Origin of the sequence: Rhodococcus sp. (in: high G+C Gram-positive bacteria) (assembly GCF_049286785.1) — a bacterium.
GTDB lineage: Bacteria > Actinomycetota > Actinomycetes > Mycobacteriales > Mycobacteriaceae > Rhodococcus_F.
In genome coordinates this window covers 1-15129 of sequence record NZ_JBAQEO010000128.1, presented here as the reverse complement: position 1 = coordinate 15129, position 15129 = coordinate 1, and the positions used below count along the sequence as shown (strand labels likewise).

Annotated in this window: 18 protein-coding genes and 1 riboswitch; of the genes, 13 read left to right on the top strand and 5 right to left on the bottom strand. The window is 66.9% G+C overall.

Annotated elements, in window-relative coordinates; translation table 11 throughout:
- The first annotated feature begins 1 nt into the window (after position 1).
- The 6 genes from thiS to WAW17_RS05085 all read left to right on the top strand — a co-directional run bounded on the left by thiS (position 2) and on the right by WAW17_RS05085 (position 5274).
- A complete protein-coding gene (gene thiS / locus WAW17_RS05110) occupies positions 2–226 on the top strand; it encodes a sulfur carrier protein ThiS (RefSeq protein ID WP_422331921.1) in 225 nt (74 codons plus the stop codon).
- Positions 219–986 (top strand): thiazole synthase, encoded by a 768-nt coding sequence (locus tag WAW17_RS05105; protein WP_422331920.1) that lies wholly within the window; start codon positions 219–221, stop codon positions 984–986. Before thiS ends, WAW17_RS05105 begins: the two co-directional genes overlap by 8 nt.
- A gap of 44 nt (positions 987–1030) precedes the next feature.
- Complete coding sequence (locus tag WAW17_RS05100) at positions 1031–1972, top strand: ABC transporter ATP-binding protein (protein ID WP_422331919.1); 942 nt, start codon at positions 1031–1033, stop codon at positions 1970–1972.
- Positions 1972–2766, top strand: coding sequence for an ABC transporter permease (locus WAW17_RS05095; RefSeq protein WP_422331918.1), 795 nt, complete (start codon positions 1972–1974; stop codon positions 2764–2766). The genes WAW17_RS05100 and WAW17_RS05095 overlap by 1 nt, the downstream gene beginning before the upstream one ends.
- Before the next feature lie 146 nt (positions 2767–2912).
- On the top strand, positions 2913–4367 hold the full coding sequence (locus tag WAW17_RS05090; protein ID WP_422331917.1) for a M20/M25/M40 family metallo-hydrolase: 1455 nt from the start codon (positions 2913–2915) through the stop codon (positions 4365–4367).
- Between the two features lie 52 nt (positions 4368–4419).
- The gene (locus WAW17_RS05085; RefSeq protein ID WP_422331916.1) at positions 4420–5274 is read left to right on the top strand and encodes an adenylate/guanylate cyclase domain-containing protein; all 855 of its coding nucleotides are present in this window, start codon (positions 4420–4422) and stop codon (positions 5272–5274) included.
- A gap of 32 nt (positions 5275–5306) precedes the next feature.
- On the opposite strand, the gene thiD is transcribed toward WAW17_RS05085, so the two are convergent.
- Both thiD and thiC read right to left on the bottom strand, forming a co-directional pair.
- Complete coding sequence (gene thiD / locus WAW17_RS05080; RefSeq protein WP_422331915.1) at positions 5307–6152, bottom strand: bifunctional hydroxymethylpyrimidine kinase/phosphomethylpyrimidine kinase; 846 nt, start codon at positions 6150–6152, stop codon at positions 5307–5309.
- Complete coding sequence (gene thiC, locus WAW17_RS05075; RefSeq protein ID WP_422331914.1) at positions 6149–7810, bottom strand: phosphomethylpyrimidine synthase ThiC; 1662 nt, start codon at positions 7808–7810, stop codon at positions 6149–6151. The genes thiD and thiC overlap by 4 nt, the downstream gene beginning before the upstream one ends.
- A riboswitch (TPP riboswitch) is annotated at positions 7803–7910 on the bottom strand. (Overlaps the previous gene by 8 nt.)
- A 136-nt stretch (positions 7911–8046) precedes the next feature.
- On the opposite strand from thiC, the gene WAW17_RS05070 reads away from it, so the two are divergent.
- The 3 genes from WAW17_RS05070 (at position 8047) to WAW17_RS05060 (ending at position 9554) form a co-directional block, all read left to right on the top strand.
- Positions 8047–8394 carry a GNAT family N-acetyltransferase gene (locus WAW17_RS05070; RefSeq protein ID WP_422331913.1) on the top strand — a complete coding sequence of 116 codons (348 nt, stop codon included), beginning with the start codon at positions 8047–8049 and terminating at the stop codon, positions 8392–8394.
- Between the two features lie 50 nt (positions 8395–8444).
- A complete protein-coding gene (locus WAW17_RS05065) occupies positions 8445–8810 on the top strand; it encodes a GNAT family N-acetyltransferase (protein ID WP_422331912.1) in 366 nt (121 codons plus the stop codon).
- Between the two features lie 78 nt (positions 8811–8888).
- Positions 8889–9554 (top strand): hypothetical protein, encoded by a 666-nt coding sequence (locus tag WAW17_RS05060; protein WP_422331911.1) that lies wholly within the window; start codon positions 8889–8891, stop codon positions 9552–9554.
- Here the strand turns inward: WAW17_RS05060 and WAW17_RS05055 are convergent.
- Genes WAW17_RS05055 through WAW17_RS05045 form a run of 3 tightly spaced genes read right to left on the bottom strand, consistent with a single transcriptional unit; the run spans position 9521 to position 11919 of the window.
- The gene (locus WAW17_RS05055) at positions 9521–10324 is read right to left on the bottom strand and encodes an exodeoxyribonuclease III (RefSeq protein WP_422331910.1); all 804 of its coding nucleotides are present in this window, start codon (positions 10322–10324) and stop codon (positions 9521–9523) included. The two genes, WAW17_RS05060 and WAW17_RS05055, sit on opposite strands and share 34 nt — an antisense overlap.
- 46 nt (positions 10325–10370) lie before the next feature.
- On the bottom strand, positions 10371–11339 hold the full coding sequence (locus WAW17_RS05050) for an N-acetylglutamate synthase, CG3035 family (protein ID WP_422331909.1): 969 nt from the start codon (positions 11337–11339) through the stop codon (positions 10371–10373).
- Entirely contained in the window at positions 11329–11919 is a 591-nt protein-coding gene (locus WAW17_RS05045) for a peptide deformylase (RefSeq protein ID WP_422331908.1), read from the bottom strand. The genes WAW17_RS05050 and WAW17_RS05045 overlap by 11 nt, the downstream gene beginning before the upstream one ends.
- Before the next feature lie 177 nt (positions 11920–12096).
- On the opposite strand from WAW17_RS05045, the gene WAW17_RS05040 reads away from it, so the two are divergent.
- From WAW17_RS05040 to WAW17_RS05025, 4 genes are all read left to right on the top strand, one after another.
- On the top strand, positions 12097–12459 hold the full coding sequence (locus WAW17_RS05040) for a DUF3263 domain-containing protein (protein ID WP_422331907.1): 363 nt from the start codon (positions 12097–12099) through the stop codon (positions 12457–12459).
- Between the two features lie 51 nt (positions 12460–12510).
- Positions 12511–13056 carry a LytR C-terminal domain-containing protein gene (locus WAW17_RS05035; protein ID WP_422331906.1) on the top strand — a complete coding sequence of 182 codons (546 nt, stop codon included), beginning with the start codon at positions 12511–12513 and terminating at the stop codon, positions 13054–13056.
- A 71-nt stretch (positions 13057–13127) separates the two neighbouring features.
- On the top strand, positions 13128–13820 hold the full coding sequence (gene sodC, locus WAW17_RS05030; protein WP_422331905.1) for a superoxide dismutase[Cu-Zn]: 693 nt from the start codon (positions 13128–13130) through the stop codon (positions 13818–13820).
- A gap of 78 nt (positions 13821–13898) precedes the next feature.
- Positions 13899–15023 carry a glutamate--cysteine ligase gene (locus tag WAW17_RS05025; RefSeq protein WP_422331904.1) on the top strand — a complete coding sequence of 375 codons (1125 nt, stop codon included), beginning with the start codon at positions 13899–13901 and terminating at the stop codon, positions 15021–15023.
- Positions 15024–15129 lie beyond the last annotated feature (106 nt).

Here is a 15129-nt window from a genome sequence, read left to right as displayed (position 1 = left end):
GATGACAGAGCAGCAGGCCGCGGTGCCCGTCGGCATCACCGTCAACGGCGAGGATCACGAGTTCGCGGAGCCGATCACCGTGTCACAACTTCTGGAAGAGCTGAGCCTTCCGGCCAAGGGCATCGCCGTCGCGGTGAACGGGGCGGTGTTCCCGCGGGCCCGGTGGGATGAAGCCGTCGGCCGCGGCTGGGAGATCGAGATCCTCACGGCGGTGCAGGGTGGCTGAGTCTGCGACCGGGACGACGGAAGGCCTGACCATCGCCGGCCGCACCTTCGGCTCACGGCTGATCATGGGCACCGGCGGGGCGGCCAACCTGGCGGTTCTGGAAGAGGCGCTGGTGGCCTCGGGCACCGAACTGACCACCGTCGCGATGCGCCGTGTGGATGCCGCGGGCGGAACGGGAGTGCTCGACCTGCTGAAGCGGCTCGACATCGCCCCTCTTCCCAACACTGCCGGCTGCCGGGGCGCCGCCGAGGCAGTCCTCACCGCCCAGCTGGCACGTGAGGCGCTCGAAACGGACTGGGTGAAGCTCGAGGTGATTGCCGACGAGCGGACGCTGATGCCCGATGCCATCGAATTGGTCAGCGCAGCAGAGCGGTTGGTCGACGACGGATTCATCGTCCTTCCGTACACCACGGACGATCCGGTGCTGGCCCGCAGGCTCGAGGACGTCGGGTGCGTGGCGGTGATGCCGCTCGGATCGCCGATCGGCACCGGTCTCGGCATCGCGAACCCGCACAACATCGAAATGATCGTGGACGGAGCCGGAGTGCCGGTCATTCTGGACGCCGGTATCGGTACCGCCAGCGACGCCACCCTCGCGATGGAACTGGGGTGCGACGCCGTGCTCCTGGCCACCGCGGTGACCAGGGCGAAGGACCCGGCCCTCATGGCGTCCGCGATGCGCAATGCCGTCGTGGCAGGCTACGAGGCGCGCCATGCCGGCCGCATTCCCAAGAGGTTCTGGGCACAGGCCTCGTCGTGACCTCGGGTCGCCCCGGACGTGGTAGTTGAGGCATCCTTCTCACCATGATTGAAGTGAAGGGACTCACCAAGACCTTCGGTGCCACGAGGGCGGTGGACGACCTGTCGTTCACCGTGAAGCCGGGCATGGTCACCGGCTTCCTCGGCCCGAACGGCGCGGGCAAGTCGACGACCATGCGGATGATCCTCGGATTGGACCGCCCCACCGCCGGTACCGCGCTCATCGAGGGAAAGCACTACCGCGACCTGGTGCAGCCGCTGAGGACGGTGGGCGCGCTGCTGGATGCGAAATGGGTACATCCCAACCGCTCGGCCCGCGCGCATCTGCAGTGGATGGCGGCGTCGAACTCCATTCCGAAGAGCCGGGTGGACGAGGTGCTGCATCTCGTCGGCCTCACCGAGGTGGCGGGCAAGAAGGCCGGCGGGTTCTCGCTCGGCATGTCCCAGCGTCTCGGTCTGGCCGCGACCCTGCTCGGCGACCCCCGGGTGCTCCTCTTCGACGAGCCGGTGAACGGCCTCGACCCGGAGGGCATCGTCTGGATCCGCAAATTCATGCAACGCCTTGCGGCCGAGGGCCGTACCGTGCTGGTGTCGAGCCATCTGCTGTCCGAGATGGCTGTGACCGCAGAACATCTCGTCGTGATCGGCCGAGGCCGGCTCATCGCCGACACCACCGTGTCGGAATTCGTGAGCAAGTCGTCGGAATCGACGGTGCGGGTCCGCAGTCCGCAGCTGGACGCGCTGCGCAGTGCCCTCACGTCGAACGGTCTCACCGTCCGCGAGGACGGGTCCGGCGGGCAGCAGGCGCTCGTGGTGGTGGATTCGACCACGGACGTGATCGGCACGATTGCCGGTTCGCAGGGAATCACCCTGCACGAGTTGGCATCTCAGCGCGGATCGCTCGAGGACGCATTCATGAAACTGACCGGCGACGACGTGCAGTACCACGCAGAGGGTGTCGACGATGTGATGAGGGGTGCACTGTAATGGCTGTTCTCGATGCGGAACGGATCAAGCTTACGTCGACGAGGTCGCCGTGGTGGTGCACCGCCATCATCATCGTGCTGGGCCTCGGTCTCGCGGCGGTGATCGGGGTGAGCGCGAAAACCAGTATGAATGCGTTCGACAACGAGTTGGCAGAGGGTGGGCGGCCGGACTTCGAGCCCTTCGTCCCGCAAGTGGCCGACGCCGTCGGCGGTGTTTCCGGGTTCGGGGTGCTGGTGCTGATGATCCTCGCGGCGCTCGCGGTGACCAGCGAATACCGGTTCGGCGTCATCCGGACCACGTTCCAGGCGATTCCGAATCGCTCGTCGGTCCTCGTCGCCAAGGCCGGCCTGATCGGCGTGTTCGGTGCGCTCCTCACCCTGGTCCTCAGCCTCGGTGCGTATGCCATCGCGAAGGCGACCGCAGGCGACGAGGCGGGCGCCGCCCTCACACTGTCGGGCAGCGACGCGTGGCGATCGATCTACGGGGTGGCGATCTACGCATTCCTGTGCGTGGTGCTCGCGGTCGGCGTGGGTGCGCTGCTGCGCCAGTCGGCAGGTGCCATCGCCCTGCTGCTGCTGTGGCCCCTGCTGATCGAGAGCCTGTTCAACCTGTTCGGGTCCTTCGGCCGGAACGTCATGCCGTTCCTGCCCTTCATGAATGCCAACCAGTTCCTCGGTGTGTCGCAGGGCGCCGATTTCCACTGGGGTCCCTGGGGGAGTCTCGTGTATTTCGCGGCGTTCGTGGCCGTGGTCTTCGCCGCCGGCCTCGTGCTCGTCAACAAGCGCGACGCCTGACGGTCTAAGGTACTTTCGCGCCCCGCTTCTCCGCCAGGCGATCGTCGGGAGGTCTGGCGTAGATCTCGGGTGGGGTGAGTGTTTGTGGGCCGGTGCGGAAACCATTCGCGCCGGTCCACAGGCGCTTCTGCGTTAGGCTCGCCGTCATGCGACTAGGTGCGGTTTTCACCCTGGGGGTTGCGGGGGCGCTGGCACTCACGGCGTGTTCGTCCACGAACGAACCCGACACCCCGCCTGTCGATGCGAACACCCTCTCGTCGGCGCTCACCGAAGCCGCACTGATCGGGCACCTCGAGGAGCTCGAGGCCATCGCCCGGACCAATGACGGCAATCGGGCCGCCGGTACCGCAGGCTACGACGCGAGTGTCGACTACGTGGCCCGGGCTCTGGAAGACAGTGGCTTCGACGTGGAGACACCGGAATTCGAGTTCCACAGGTTCGACGTCGCCGCCGAGAGCCTGAAGTCGGGCGATCGGGACTTCGACGTCCGGGCACTCACCTACTCCGCCACCACCGGGCCGCAGGGGCTGACCGCCCGGGTGGTGCCCGCACCCAAGGACGACACCCCGGGGTGCGAGCCCACCGACTACGACGGACTCGACGTCGAGGGGGCCGTCGTCCTCGTCGATCGCGGTGTCTGCCAGTTCGCGGTCAAACAGGAGGTCGCGGCGGCACGCGGCGCGGCCGCCGTCCTCGTCGTCAACAACGTGGAGGGTCCCGTGGCCGGAGGCACCCTCGGCGACCCCGACGCGGCGAAGATCCCGACCGGTGGAGTGAGCACGGCGGACGGCGCGGCGCTGGCACAGGCCGGCGGCGACATCACCCTCACCCTCGACACCAGCACCGAAACAGACACATCCCGCAACGTCATCGCCCAGACGAGGACCGGCTCCACCGACGACGTCGTGATGGTCGGCGCCCATCTCGACAGCGTGCCCGAGGGGCCCGGAATCAACGACAACGGAACCGGTGTCGCCGCCATCCTCGAGACCGCGGTGCAGCTCGGAGGATCTCCTGATATCGAGAATGCGGTGCGCTTTGCCTTCTGGGGCGCGGAGGAAGTGGGGCTGCTGGGGTCGGAGGCCTACGTGGACGGACTCACCGAGGACGAGCGAGCCCACATCGCCCTGTACCTGAACTTCGACATGCTCGGGTCGGAGAACGCCGGCTACCTGGCCTACGACGGCGACAACTCCGACGACGTCGGTGAAGGGCCCGGACCCGAGGGCTCGGCCGCGATCGAACGCACTTTCGTGGAATTCCTCCACGGACGCGGGATCGCGGTCGACGGCACCGACTTCGACGGACGCTCCGACTACGGGCCGTTCATCGCGCACCGGATTCCAGCGGGCGGCGTGTTCAGCGGCGCCGACGACCGGAAGACGCCCGAGCAGGCGCAGAAATGGGGCGGCGTGCCGGATGCGAACTTCGACAAGAACTACCACAGCCCGGACGACACCCTGGCCAATCTCGATCGCGCTGCGCTGACTCGGAACGCCGCCGCGGTGGCTTACGCGATCGGCGTGTACGCGCAGTCGCTGGACGGTCCCAACGGAGTCCCCAGTGGCGAGGAGCGGGAAAAGGCACGGGCGGCGGAGTGATGTCCGATTCGTCATGGGCTTGTGCATGTGACGTTGAGTTACTCTTACTCTCGTGAGCGACGACCCGGCCGAGGCGCACTGTGCCGGGCTGGACGCCGCTCCCGCACCGAAACGAGGCGACAAGCTCCTGAACTGGGTGGGGTCGGTGAACCGTCAGCCGCAGCTGATCGAAGGGCTGCGGAAGGTCCGTCGAGCGCTCCCCGGCGATCCCGCGTTCGGCGACCCGCTGTCGACGGCGGGCCCCGGAAGCGCACGGGCAATCGCCCGCGTCGCGGATCGCTTACTGGACCATCAGCCAGGCGCATCACGCGAGATGAGCCTGGGCGCGCTACAGGTGTGGCAGGCCCTGCTCGAGCGCACCGGACGCGGTCGTGGAACGCGCGAGGTGACCATCGTGTTCACCGACCTGGTCGGATTCTCCAGTTGGTCGCTGCCCGCGGGGGACACCGCCACCCTCGCTTTGCTGCGCGACGTAGCCCGAGCCGTCGAGACCCCCATCGTCGACCGCGGCGGGTACGTGGTGAAGCGACTGGGGGACGGCGTGATGGCCGTCTTCGCCAGCCCGGACCGTGCGATCGACGCCGTGTTCGCCGCGCAGGAAGCGCTCGCAGAGGTGGAAGTGGAAGGCTACCGCCCTCGTATGCGCGTCGGCATCCACACAGGTGTGCCCCGGCAGATCGGTAGCGACTGGCTCGGCGCCGACGTCACCATCGCGGCCCGGATGATGGAGTTGGGCGGTGACGGCAACGTCGTGGCGTCGTCCGCCACGCTCTCCGCACTGCAGCCGGGAACGCTCGACGAACAGGGCGTGAGCGTCAAGCCCTGGCGCCGGGCCTTCTTCGCGCCCCTGCCGAAGGGTGTGCCTCGTGACCTCGGAATCTGGCGGTTGCGGCTCCGCCGCCCGTGAGTACTTCTCAACCGCCGGACGTTAACAAGTACTCACGAGTGACGAAGTCGCCACAGCGGTGAGACAGGGCCGTGGCCGGCACCCAGGTCATAGGACGCCTCGAGGCACTTGGTGACCCACTCCTTGGCGAAACCGACGGCGTCGGGAACGGACCATCCATGGGCCAGGGCACAGGCGATGGCAGCAGCGAGAGTGTCACCACCGCCGTGATCGTTGCCCGTATCGATGCGAGGACTGGTGTACTCGAGGAACGCGTCACCGTCGAACAGCAGATCGGTGCTCGATGCCGAAGACCGCAGATGCCCGCCCTTGACGATCGACCACTGAGCGCCCAGTCCGTGGAGGGCCTCGGCCGCCCGGCGTGCGGTCGCGTCGTCCACCACCTCGATTCCGGTGATGAGCCGGATCTCGTCGAGATTGGGTGTCACGACGGTGGCGATGGGAATAAGGGTATTCCGCACGGCGTCCAGCGCCTCGGCGTGCAGGAGCGGATCGCCGTGCATCGACGCGCACACCGGGTCGACGACCAGCGGGACCGGTTGGTCGCGGCCGATCCCGACCTCGGTGCACACGGCGGCGACGGCCTCGATGATGGCCGTCGACGCGAGCATGCCCGTCTTCGCTGCCCCGACCCCGATGTCGTCGACGACGCACCGCACCTGTGCCGCCACCGTCTCGGGTGGAATCTCGTGGAAGCCGCTGACGCCCACGGAGTTCTGCACCGTCACCGCGGCGACCGCGACGCATGCGTGGACGCCGCACAACGCCATCGTCCGCGAGTCGGCCTGGATCCCGGCGCCACCGCCGGAATCGGTGCCGGCGATGGTGAGGACTCGGACGGGGGTCTGGCCGTCGGGGGTCAGGGGCAGCAGCTTCACGAAGGGGACCTTACCGATTCTCCGCCGGTGACGGATTCGACGGGCAGATACACGCGGCCACCTGCGTCGACGAACTCGCTCGACTTCTCTGCCATGCCCGCCTCGATGGCTTCGACCGAGTCGAGTCCGTGCTGCTGTGCGTACTCGCGCACGTCGGCGGAGATCCGCATCGAACAGAACTTCGGGCCGCACATCGAGCAGAAGTGGGCCGTCTTCGCCGGCTCGGCGGGCAGCGTCTCGTCGTGGAACTCCCGCGCGGTATCTGGGTCGAGGGACAGTGCGAACTGGTCGTGCCAGCGGAATTCGAACCGGGCCTTCGACAGCGCGTCGTCCCGCTCCTGCGCCCGCGGATGCTGTTTCGCGAGGTCCGCGGCGTGGGCCGCGATCTTGTACGTGATGACCCCGGTCTTGACGTCGTCCCGATTCGGCAGGCCCAGGTGTTCCTTGGGGGTCACGTAGCAGAGCATGGCGGTGCCGGCCTGCGCGATCATCGCCGCACCGATCGCGGACGTGATGTGGTCGTACGCCGGTGCGATGTCGGTGGCGAGCGGCCCGAGCGTGTAGAACGGCGCCTCCTCGCACAGCTCCTCCTCGAGGCGCACGTTCTCGACGATCTTGTGCATCGGGACGTGCCCGGGGCCTTCGATCATCACCTGCACCCCATGGGATTTCGCGATCTTCGTGAGCTCGCCGAGGGTGCGGAGTTCCGCGAACTGGGCTTCGTCGTTGGCGTCGGCGATGGAGCCGGGGCGCAGTCCGTCGCCGAGCGAGAACGTGACGTCGTAGCGGTGGAGGATCTCGCATAATTCGTCGAAGTGGGTGTACAGGAACGATTCCCGGTGATGGGCGAGGCACCAGGCCGCCATGATCGAACCGCCGCGGGAGACGATGCCGGTGACGCGGCGTGCGGTCAGCGGGATGTAGCGGAGCAGTACACCGGCGTGGACCGTCATGTAGTCGACGCCCTGCTCGCACTGTTCGATCACGTTGTCGCGGTAGATCTCCCACGTGAGCGCGGTCGGGTCACCGCCGACCTTCTCGAGTGCCTGGTAGATCGGCACGGTTCCCACGGGCACGGGTGAATTGCGCAGGATCCATTCCCGTGTCTCGTGGATGTTCTTGCCGGTGGACAGGTCCATGATGGTGTCTGCGCCCCACCGCGTCGCCCACACCATCTTCTCGACCTCTTCCGCGATCGACGAGGTGACCGCGCTGTTTCCGATGTTCGCGTTGATCTTGACCGCGAAGGCCTTGCCGATGATCATCGGCTCGAGTTCGGGATGGCAGCGGTTGGAGGGGATGACGGCGCGTCCCGCCGCGACCTCGGTGCGCACGGTATCGGGTGAAACACCTTCGCGTGCAGCGCAATACTGCATCTCGGGGGTGACGGTGCCGACCCGGGCGGCGTCGAGTTGGGTGCCCTCCCGGTCGGCGATCCACGGCGCGCGCAGGTGCGGCAGTCCCGCTTCCAGGTCGATCGTGGCGTTGGAGTCGGTGTACGGCCCCGATGTGTCGTACATGTCGAGGTGCTCACCGTTGGTGAGGTGTACGCGGCGGACCGGTACCCGGACGTCGTCGCCCGAGAGCAGGTACTGCTTGGTGCTGCCCTCGATCGGCCCCGTGGTGACGGACGTGGCTGTAGATACAGTTTTGCTCATCGCTGATGCTCCCTACGCCGGCATTACCCGGACAGGTTCGACGGTCGACGGCCCTAGCCGTCCTCTCAGCCCGCTGGTGCGAGCCCCCGTGAATGTGTAGTTGTCGCACAAACTGTAACCGAGATCTCTGTGAGTAAACATTCGGGTGAAACTTGGACAGCGGTTCCGGGCATGCGTATAAAGGGTGATATACATCACATTTCGATTACGAACGCCCACACTTCCGGGAGGTCGCGGTGCTGACCGATTCGCAGGTTGTCGACGTGAGCGACAACGCGGCCCAGAATCGCTTCGAACTGCGCCTGAGTGGGGATCTGGTCGGGATTCTGGGGTATTACGACTTCTCCTCGCCTCAGTCGGGGGCAGGCCCGCCGGGGGCGTGGCGGCAACCGGTGGTGTCGTTCATGCACACCGTGATCGTCGAGGACTTCGGCCACCAGGGGCTCGCCGGGATCATCGTGGGTCGCTCGCTCGACCTGGCGCGCAGTTACGGATGGAAGGTGAAGCCGGTGTGCACGTATGTGCAGCGCTTCCTCACGTCACATCCCGAATACCGCGATCTGGTCGTTCCCCCGGACGACTGATTCGCGCGAAAGCCCGGTCTGCGCGGCATCCGCCTGGTTGCATGTGTGGCATGAATCACATATCGACCGGTCCCGGATCCCCGGATGCAGGCGCGGTCGCAGACTTACACGTTCTCGACAATCCTGCTCATCAGCGTTTCGACCTGTGGCGGGGAGACGAGCTGCTCGGCATCCTCGGCTACCGCGCCGAGGACGACATCCCCGGCTTCACCGCCTCGCCTGGCGAAGCGGTCGCCTTCATGCACACGGTGGTCGAAGAGGAATCCGGCGGGCGGGGACTCGCGGCAGTTCTGGTTCGGGATTCGCTCGACATCGCCCAGCGTCGCGGGTGGAAGGTCCGGGCCATCTGTACCTACGTCCGACGATATGTGGCTCTGCATCCCGAACGTCTCGATCTCCTGGCGGGGGACGGGTGAGAGCACTGCTCTTGCGTCACTGATCACTCGCGTGAATACTGCTCTATAACAAGAGCGATGCTCACAAAGGAGTGTGTGATGGCTGCATGGCTGTTCGTGCTGACCGGGGCGGCATTCGTGATCTACCCCGCCGCGCGTCCGTTTGCCCCGGGCGGCGCCGCGGACGGCACGGCCGAGTTCGCCTCGAACTGGTGGCTGGTTGCGCACCTTTCCGCTGTCGTGGGGTTCATCGCTTTCGTGGGTGCATTGTTCGCGCTCCGTGAACTGTTACGCGAAACGGAGGGCGCACGAGCGGCTGCGGGTGCCCTCGTCTCGACCTGGCTGGGCGTCGGGCTGACCCTGCCGTACTACGGCGCCGAAACCTTTGCGCTACACACGCTGGGTCGAAGCACGCTGAACGATCGCACCGCCCTCGATCTCGCCGAACAGATTCGGATGGGCGGCACCGCGGCGACGACGTTCGCCGCGGGCCTCGCGCTGATCGGAATCGGGGCAGTCGTGGCTGCGGTGGCGATTGCGAAGTCCCGGCTGTTCGAGCGATGGGCGGGTATCCCGATGGCGCTCGGGTTCGTGCTCCTGATCCCGCAGTTCTATGTGGCAGCCCCGTTGCGCATCGCTCACGGAGTGCTGGTCGGACTCGGATGTGTGCTCGTGGCGGTCGCGTTGCTGCGTGAGAGGCGGGCGCCCGGCGTGCGGCGTTCTCCGCCCGTTCAGTCCCCGAGATCTACGATGACGGGCGCGTGATCACTGGCGCCCTTGCCTTTACGTTCGTTGCGGTCGATCTCGGCCTTGTCGACCCGCTGTGCGAGGGCGGGAGAACCGAGGACGAAGTCGATCCGCATGCCCTGCTTCTTGGGGAAACGGAGCTGGGTGTAGTCCCAGTAGGTATACACACCGGGGCCGGGAGCGTGGGGCCGCACCACGTCGGCGAACCCGGACTCGAGGAACGCGTTGAAGGCCTCACGCTCGGGCGCGGACGTGTGGGTCTTACCCTCGAATACCGCCGGATCCCACACATCTTCGTCCGTGGGCGCCACATTCCAGTCGCCTACCAGGGCGATCTGCTCGTCGGGATTCTTCGCCAGCCAGCCGGCCGCGTCGGCACGCAGTTTCGCCAGCCAGTCGAGCTTGTAGCGGTAGTGCGGATCGGTGAGTTCACGTCCGTTCGGGACGTACAGGCTCCAGATGCGAACGCCGTTGCAGGTGGCGCCGATGGCGCGAGCCTCGAGTGCGGGTGCCACCTCCGGATCCTTGTGGAAGCCGGGCTGATCCTCGAATCCGATCTGCACGTCGTCGAGACCGACGCGGGACGCGACGGCCACGCCGTTCCACTGGCTGAGCCCGACGTGCGCCACCTCGTAGCCCAGTTCCCGGAACCGTTCGTACGGAAACTGCTCGTCCTTGCACTTGGTCTCCTGCATCGCCAGCACGTCGGTGTCGGTTCGCTGGAGCCAGTCCAGGATCCGGTCGGTACGGGCACGAACAGAGTTGACGTTCCAGGTAGCGATGCGCACGGGAGTCACCCTAGCGGCAACCCCCGACAGCGCACGCCCCGGCGGATCACGTCCGAACAGGCTCCGCGGCGTAGCGGTACCGGTGATGTGCGGTGAACCCGATGCTGCGGTACATGGCCTGCGCGCCCTCGTTCTCCGCGGCAACCTGGAGGTAGGCGTGGGTGGCGCCGTGTTCTCGACCCCAGTTGATCATGTCGCCGCAGATCAGAGTCCCGATGCCGTGCCTACGGTGAGCCTCGGCCACCTCGACCGCGGTCAGTCCCACCCAGCACCGGCCGTCCGAGGCGGTGGTGACAGAGCCGCGCGCGACGGCGAGCAGGGTGGAATCGGCGGCTCCGATCCGCCCGAAACCGAGCGTGCCGCCGCGGACCGCAGCGAGTACGTCGACGGCGAAGTCGGGAAGCGCAGATCCGCGGTAACGGTAGAGGGCGAGCCAGTCCGGATCGGGACGGTCCGAGACGACGGCGGTGCGCTGCCCTCCGGGCAGTACCAGATTGTCGATGTCCGCGGCCATCACGAGTACCTCGTCGCTGACGTTCCACCCCGGCGGAACAGTCGCCAGCCGGTCGGGGAGCAACAGTCGCAGGGGGCGGTCGCGTTCCGCATACCAGTTCCGCAGCCGGGCGAGCGTGCCGTCGGCCGCATGGTCGCCGAGGTCGCCCACGGTGCCGGGATCGCCCAGGGGTGCAGCCGAGTTGGCTCGTCCGGTGAAACCGTGCCCGTACCGGGCGAGCCACCCGTCGATCCATTCCTGCTCGATCCCCGGCCAGCCGTCCGCGGAGGCGAGTTCGAGGGCGCGGATCTCGCTGGTCCGTACCGGTCGCGCCGGCAGCGCCTTCATGGCGACAACGCGATCCGGTGTCACGTCGACCGCGGATCCGCCCGGACCGCGCACCGTCACCAGTGGTTCGACGCTCTCGAGAATTCCGATGACGTCGGTCATCGGATGTGTGGCGCCCGGTGGCAGGCGGTAACGCAACACCACCCGGGTCCCCAGCGGGATGTCAGTCGTCATGCCCGAACGGGTCTTCGACCGTTCCCGGCATCCAGCTGAGCCCGGGAACGCCCCACCCGGCGCGCTTGATGGTCTTCTTGGCGGCGCGCGCGTTCCGGCCGATCAGCATGTCGGTGTAGAGGAATCCGTCCAGGTGGCCCACCTCGTGCTGCAACATGCGGGCGAAGAACCCGTGTCCCTCGATCTCGACGGGATTGCCGTCGGCATCGGTGCCCGTGACCTTGGCCCACTCGGCGCGTCCCGTCGGAAACTGCTCGCCCGGAACCGACAGGCAGCCTTCGACGTCGTCGTCGGGGTCGGGCATGGTCTCGGGACGTTCGGAGGTTTCGAGCACCGGGTTGACGACGCAACCCCGGCGCCGGTAGGGCTTGCCGGACTCGTCGACGTCCGGACAGTCGTAGACGAACAGACGCAGCGAGAGCCCCACCTGGTTGGCGGCGAGCCCGACGCCGTTGGCGGCGTCCATCGTGTCGAACATGTCGGCGATGAGCTCTGCGAGTTCTGTGGGCGACTGGGACACTGTCTCGGTCGGCTTGTGCAGTACCGGGTCGCCCACGATCCGGATGGGGAGGATGGCCATGGTCGTCAAGGATAGTGCGGCGCGCCCGGCCGCTTGGCACTGCCCACGGCCTTCGTCATGGTTGAATAGGCGCTGAAGTACAGCAGTGTAATTCGTTGCTCGGTCGGCCACGCGATCGAGGAGCCGGGGGACGTGGTTTCGCTGGATCGAGCGAAGGCTAGCAAGTCGAGGAGTGAGATGGACGGCGCAACAGCGCGTAGTCGGAACGAATCCGAGCGCACCGGCAATGACAACTCGACGGTGCAGCACGAGGTCGGGTCGGCCGGAGTCGACGAGGTCGGGGCAGACGGCCTCACCCGCCGGGAACACGACATCCTGTCCTTCGAGCGTCAATGGTGGAAGTACGCCGGCGCCAAGGAAGAAGCCATCAAGGAACTGTTCGACATGTCGGCCACCCGGTACTATCAGGTGCTCAACGCGCTGGTGGACCGGCCGGAATCGCTGGCAGCCGACCCCATGCTGGTGAAGCGGCTGCGCCGCCTGCGCGCCAGCAGGCAGAAGGCGCGCGCCGCCCGCCGACTCGGCTTCGACGTCACCTGACCCGAGTCGTCATCCCATGTGCCGGCACGCGTCGAAGCTAAGGTCGACACCGTGAGCACTTCGAAACCCGAATCGTCCGGACCGCCGCTACGCGCCCTCGCGATGGTGCTGATTTCTCTGGCGATCCTTTTCGCCGGTCTCGGGTTCGCCTCTCTGGGCGATTCGGACTCGGACGACACCGCAGTCGTCGCCACCAGCAGCAGTGCCGCGACCAGTGCTCCTACCGGTTCCGCAGCCGCGCGCACGACGGCACCCGCCGGCGGGACCGCGGGAACGGCATCGCCCACATCGAGTGCGACGCGCACTTCCGTCGATCCGGCGTCGGTACCGGTTCGAGTACTGAACAACAGCACCGTCACCGGGCTCGCCGGGCAGACAGCCACCAAGCTCACGTCCGCGGGCTGGACGGTGTCCGAGACCGGCAACTACCGTGACGGAACCATTTCCGAGACCACCGTGTACTACGGCACTTCCGCGGGTGAGAAGGAAGCGGCGACCGAGATCGCCGACCTGCTGGGCGTCAGCGCCGAACCCCGGTTCGCGGGTATCAAGGACTCGGCCCCGGGCGTGATCGTCATCGTGACTTCCACGGGTTAGACCGGACGGTTGCCCCCGGTGCGCCGCAGTTATGATCAGGTGCACTTCTTCCACCTCAAAGGAGCGGTTTGATGGCCTCGAGTTCCACCCGTCGGATGTCCTGGCGCATTGTCACCCCGGTGGTGGCCATTGCAGCGCTGGCGCTGACCGCCTGCAGCAACAACGAGGAGCCGAGCGACGTTCCGGGCACAACTCCGCCCGTGTGGACCGGCGCCCCCGCTCCCGGTGCCGGCGCTGTTCCCGGCGACGCCGAATCCGGTGAGTCGGACTCCAGCGAATCGCTGACGGCGACGTTGAAGAACGCCGAGGGTAACGAGGTGGGCACCGCCACGTTCACGCAGTCGGGTGAGCATGTAGAGGTCACCGTGTCGGTCAAGGACCTGACGCCCGGTTTCCACGGTTTCCACGTGCATTCGGTCGGCAAGTGTGAAACCAATTCCGTCGCGCCCAGCGGCGGTGCGCCCGGAAACTTCCTCTCCGCGGGTGGGCACTTCCAGGTGGGCGGCCGCTCCGGTCACCCAGCCAGCGGCGACCTCACCTCGCTCCAGGTGCGCGAGGACGGCGCGGCGGAACTCGTCACCACCACCGACGCGTTCACGATCGAGGATCTGCGCAACGGCGACACCGGGACGGCCATCATGATCCACGCCGGCGCCGACAACTTCGCCAACATCCCGACCCGTTACGCGCCGGCTCCCGATCAGGAGACACTTGCCACCGGCGATGCGGGCGCGCGCGTGGCATGCGGCGTCATCGGTAGCTGAGACAGCGATCGCGGCAGCCGTTGGGGCCATCCCCCCGGCGTGCTGCCGCTCTTCGCGGGCTGTGGTTGGATCTGAACCGTGGTAGTTCCCTTTCCCGGTTCACCGCGGCCGACGCTCGGCGTCGAGTGGGAGATCGCACTCGTCGACCGGGTCACGCGGGATCTCTCCAACACCGCCGCCGAGGTGTTTGACGCCGTGGCGGATCTCGGGGGCCCCGAGACGCCGCGCATCACCAAGGAATTGCTGCGCAACACCGTCGAACTGGTCACGGGTATCCACTCGACCGTGGGCGAGGCGATGGACGACCTCGACGAATCCCTCGATCTGCTGCGCCGTGCGGCGAACCCGCTGGGAGTCGATCTCATCTGCGCCGGCACGCATCCATTCGCCCAGTGGTCGGCCCAGTTGGTCACGCGCACACCGGACTACGACGAGCTCATCGAGCGCACGCGGTGGTGGGGCAGGCAGATGCTCATCTGGGGTGTGCACGTCCACGTGGGTGTGTCCTCGTCGCAGAAGGTGTTCCCCATCCTCAATGCTCTGCTGCAGCGTTACCCGCATCTGCTGGCGCTGTCGGCGTCGTCGCCGATGTGGGCGGGCGTCGACACGGGGTACGCGAGCAATCGGGCGTTGATGTTTCAGCAACTGCCCACCGCCGGCCTGCCCTATCAGTTCGCGAACTGGGAGCAGTACGAGAGTTTCATCGCCGATCAGATGAAGACCGGGGTGATCAACAAGGTCGGCGGAATGCACTGGGACATCCGACCCGCGCCGCGCTGGGGAACCATCGAGGTCCGGGTGTTCGACGGAATCTCCACCCGGGCGGAGCTCGGGGCACTGGTCGCGCTGGTGCACTGCCTCATCGTGGATCTGGACCGGCGGTTCGATGCCGGCGAGAACCTTCCGAATCTGCAACCGTGGCACGTGAAGGAAAACAAGTGGCGCGCAGCGCGTTACGGCCTGGACGCGGAGATCATCCTGGACTCGGACAGCAACGAGCGGCTCGTCACCGACGATCTGAACGACCTGCTGGAGCAGCTTGCACCCACCGCCGCGCGCCTCGGCTGTGCCGACGAACTCGCCGCCGTCGCGGACATTCCCCGGCGAGGTGCCTCGTACCAGCGGCAGCGCCGGGTCGCGGAGGCGGCCGGTGGTGATCTGGTCGCGGTGGTGGATTCGCTGGTGAAGGAACTGGGAAACTGATTTCTGCGTGATGGCGCCCTGTGGTCCACCAGGTGTTCATCTGTTGTTTACACTTGCCGGGTGTGGACCGACGATGTAGCCGTACTGCGGCGGGGTGAGTCCGTCG

What these genes read in the sequence shown, in the direction of transcription:
- thiS (WP_422331921.1), top strand. Translation starts at nt 2, where the DNA reads ATGACAGAGCAGCAGGCCGCGGTGCCCGTCGGCATCACCGTCAACGGC.
- WAW17_RS05100 (WP_422331919.1), top strand. Translation starts at nt 1,031, where the DNA reads ATGATTGAAGTGAAGGGACTCACCAAGACCTTCGGTGCCACGAGGGCG.
- WAW17_RS05095 (WP_422331918.1), top strand. Translation starts at nt 1,972, where the DNA reads ATGGCTGTTCTCGATGCGGAACGGATCAAGCTTACGTCGACGAGGTCG.
- WAW17_RS05090 (WP_422331917.1), top strand. Translation starts at nt 2,913, where the DNA reads ATGCGACTAGGTGCGGTTTTCACCCTGGGGGTTGCGGGGGCGCTGGCA.
- thiC (WP_422331914.1), bottom strand. Translation starts at nt 7,810, where the DNA reads ATGAGCAAAACTGTATCTACAGCCACGTCCGTCACCACGGGGCCGATC.
- WAW17_RS05065 (WP_422331912.1), top strand. Translation starts at nt 8,445, where the DNA reads ATGAATCACATATCGACCGGTCCCGGATCCCCGGATGCAGGCGCGGTC.
- WAW17_RS05060 (WP_422331911.1), top strand. Translation starts at nt 8,889, where the DNA reads ATGGCTGCATGGCTGTTCGTGCTGACCGGGGCGGCATTCGTGATCTAC.
- WAW17_RS05050 (WP_422331909.1), bottom strand. Translation starts at nt 11,339, where the DNA reads ATGACGACTGACATCCCGCTGGGGACCCGGGTGGTGTTGCGTTACCGC.
- WAW17_RS05045 (WP_422331908.1), bottom strand. Translation starts at nt 11,919, where the DNA reads ATGGCCATCCTCCCCATCCGGATCGTGGGCGACCCGGTACTGCACAAG.
- WAW17_RS05040 (WP_422331907.1), top strand. Translation starts at nt 12,097, where the DNA reads ATGGACGGCGCAACAGCGCGTAGTCGGAACGAATCCGAGCGCACCGGC.
- sodC (WP_422331905.1), top strand. Translation starts at nt 13,128, where the DNA reads ATGGCCTCGAGTTCCACCCGTCGGATGTCCTGGCGCATTGTCACCCCG.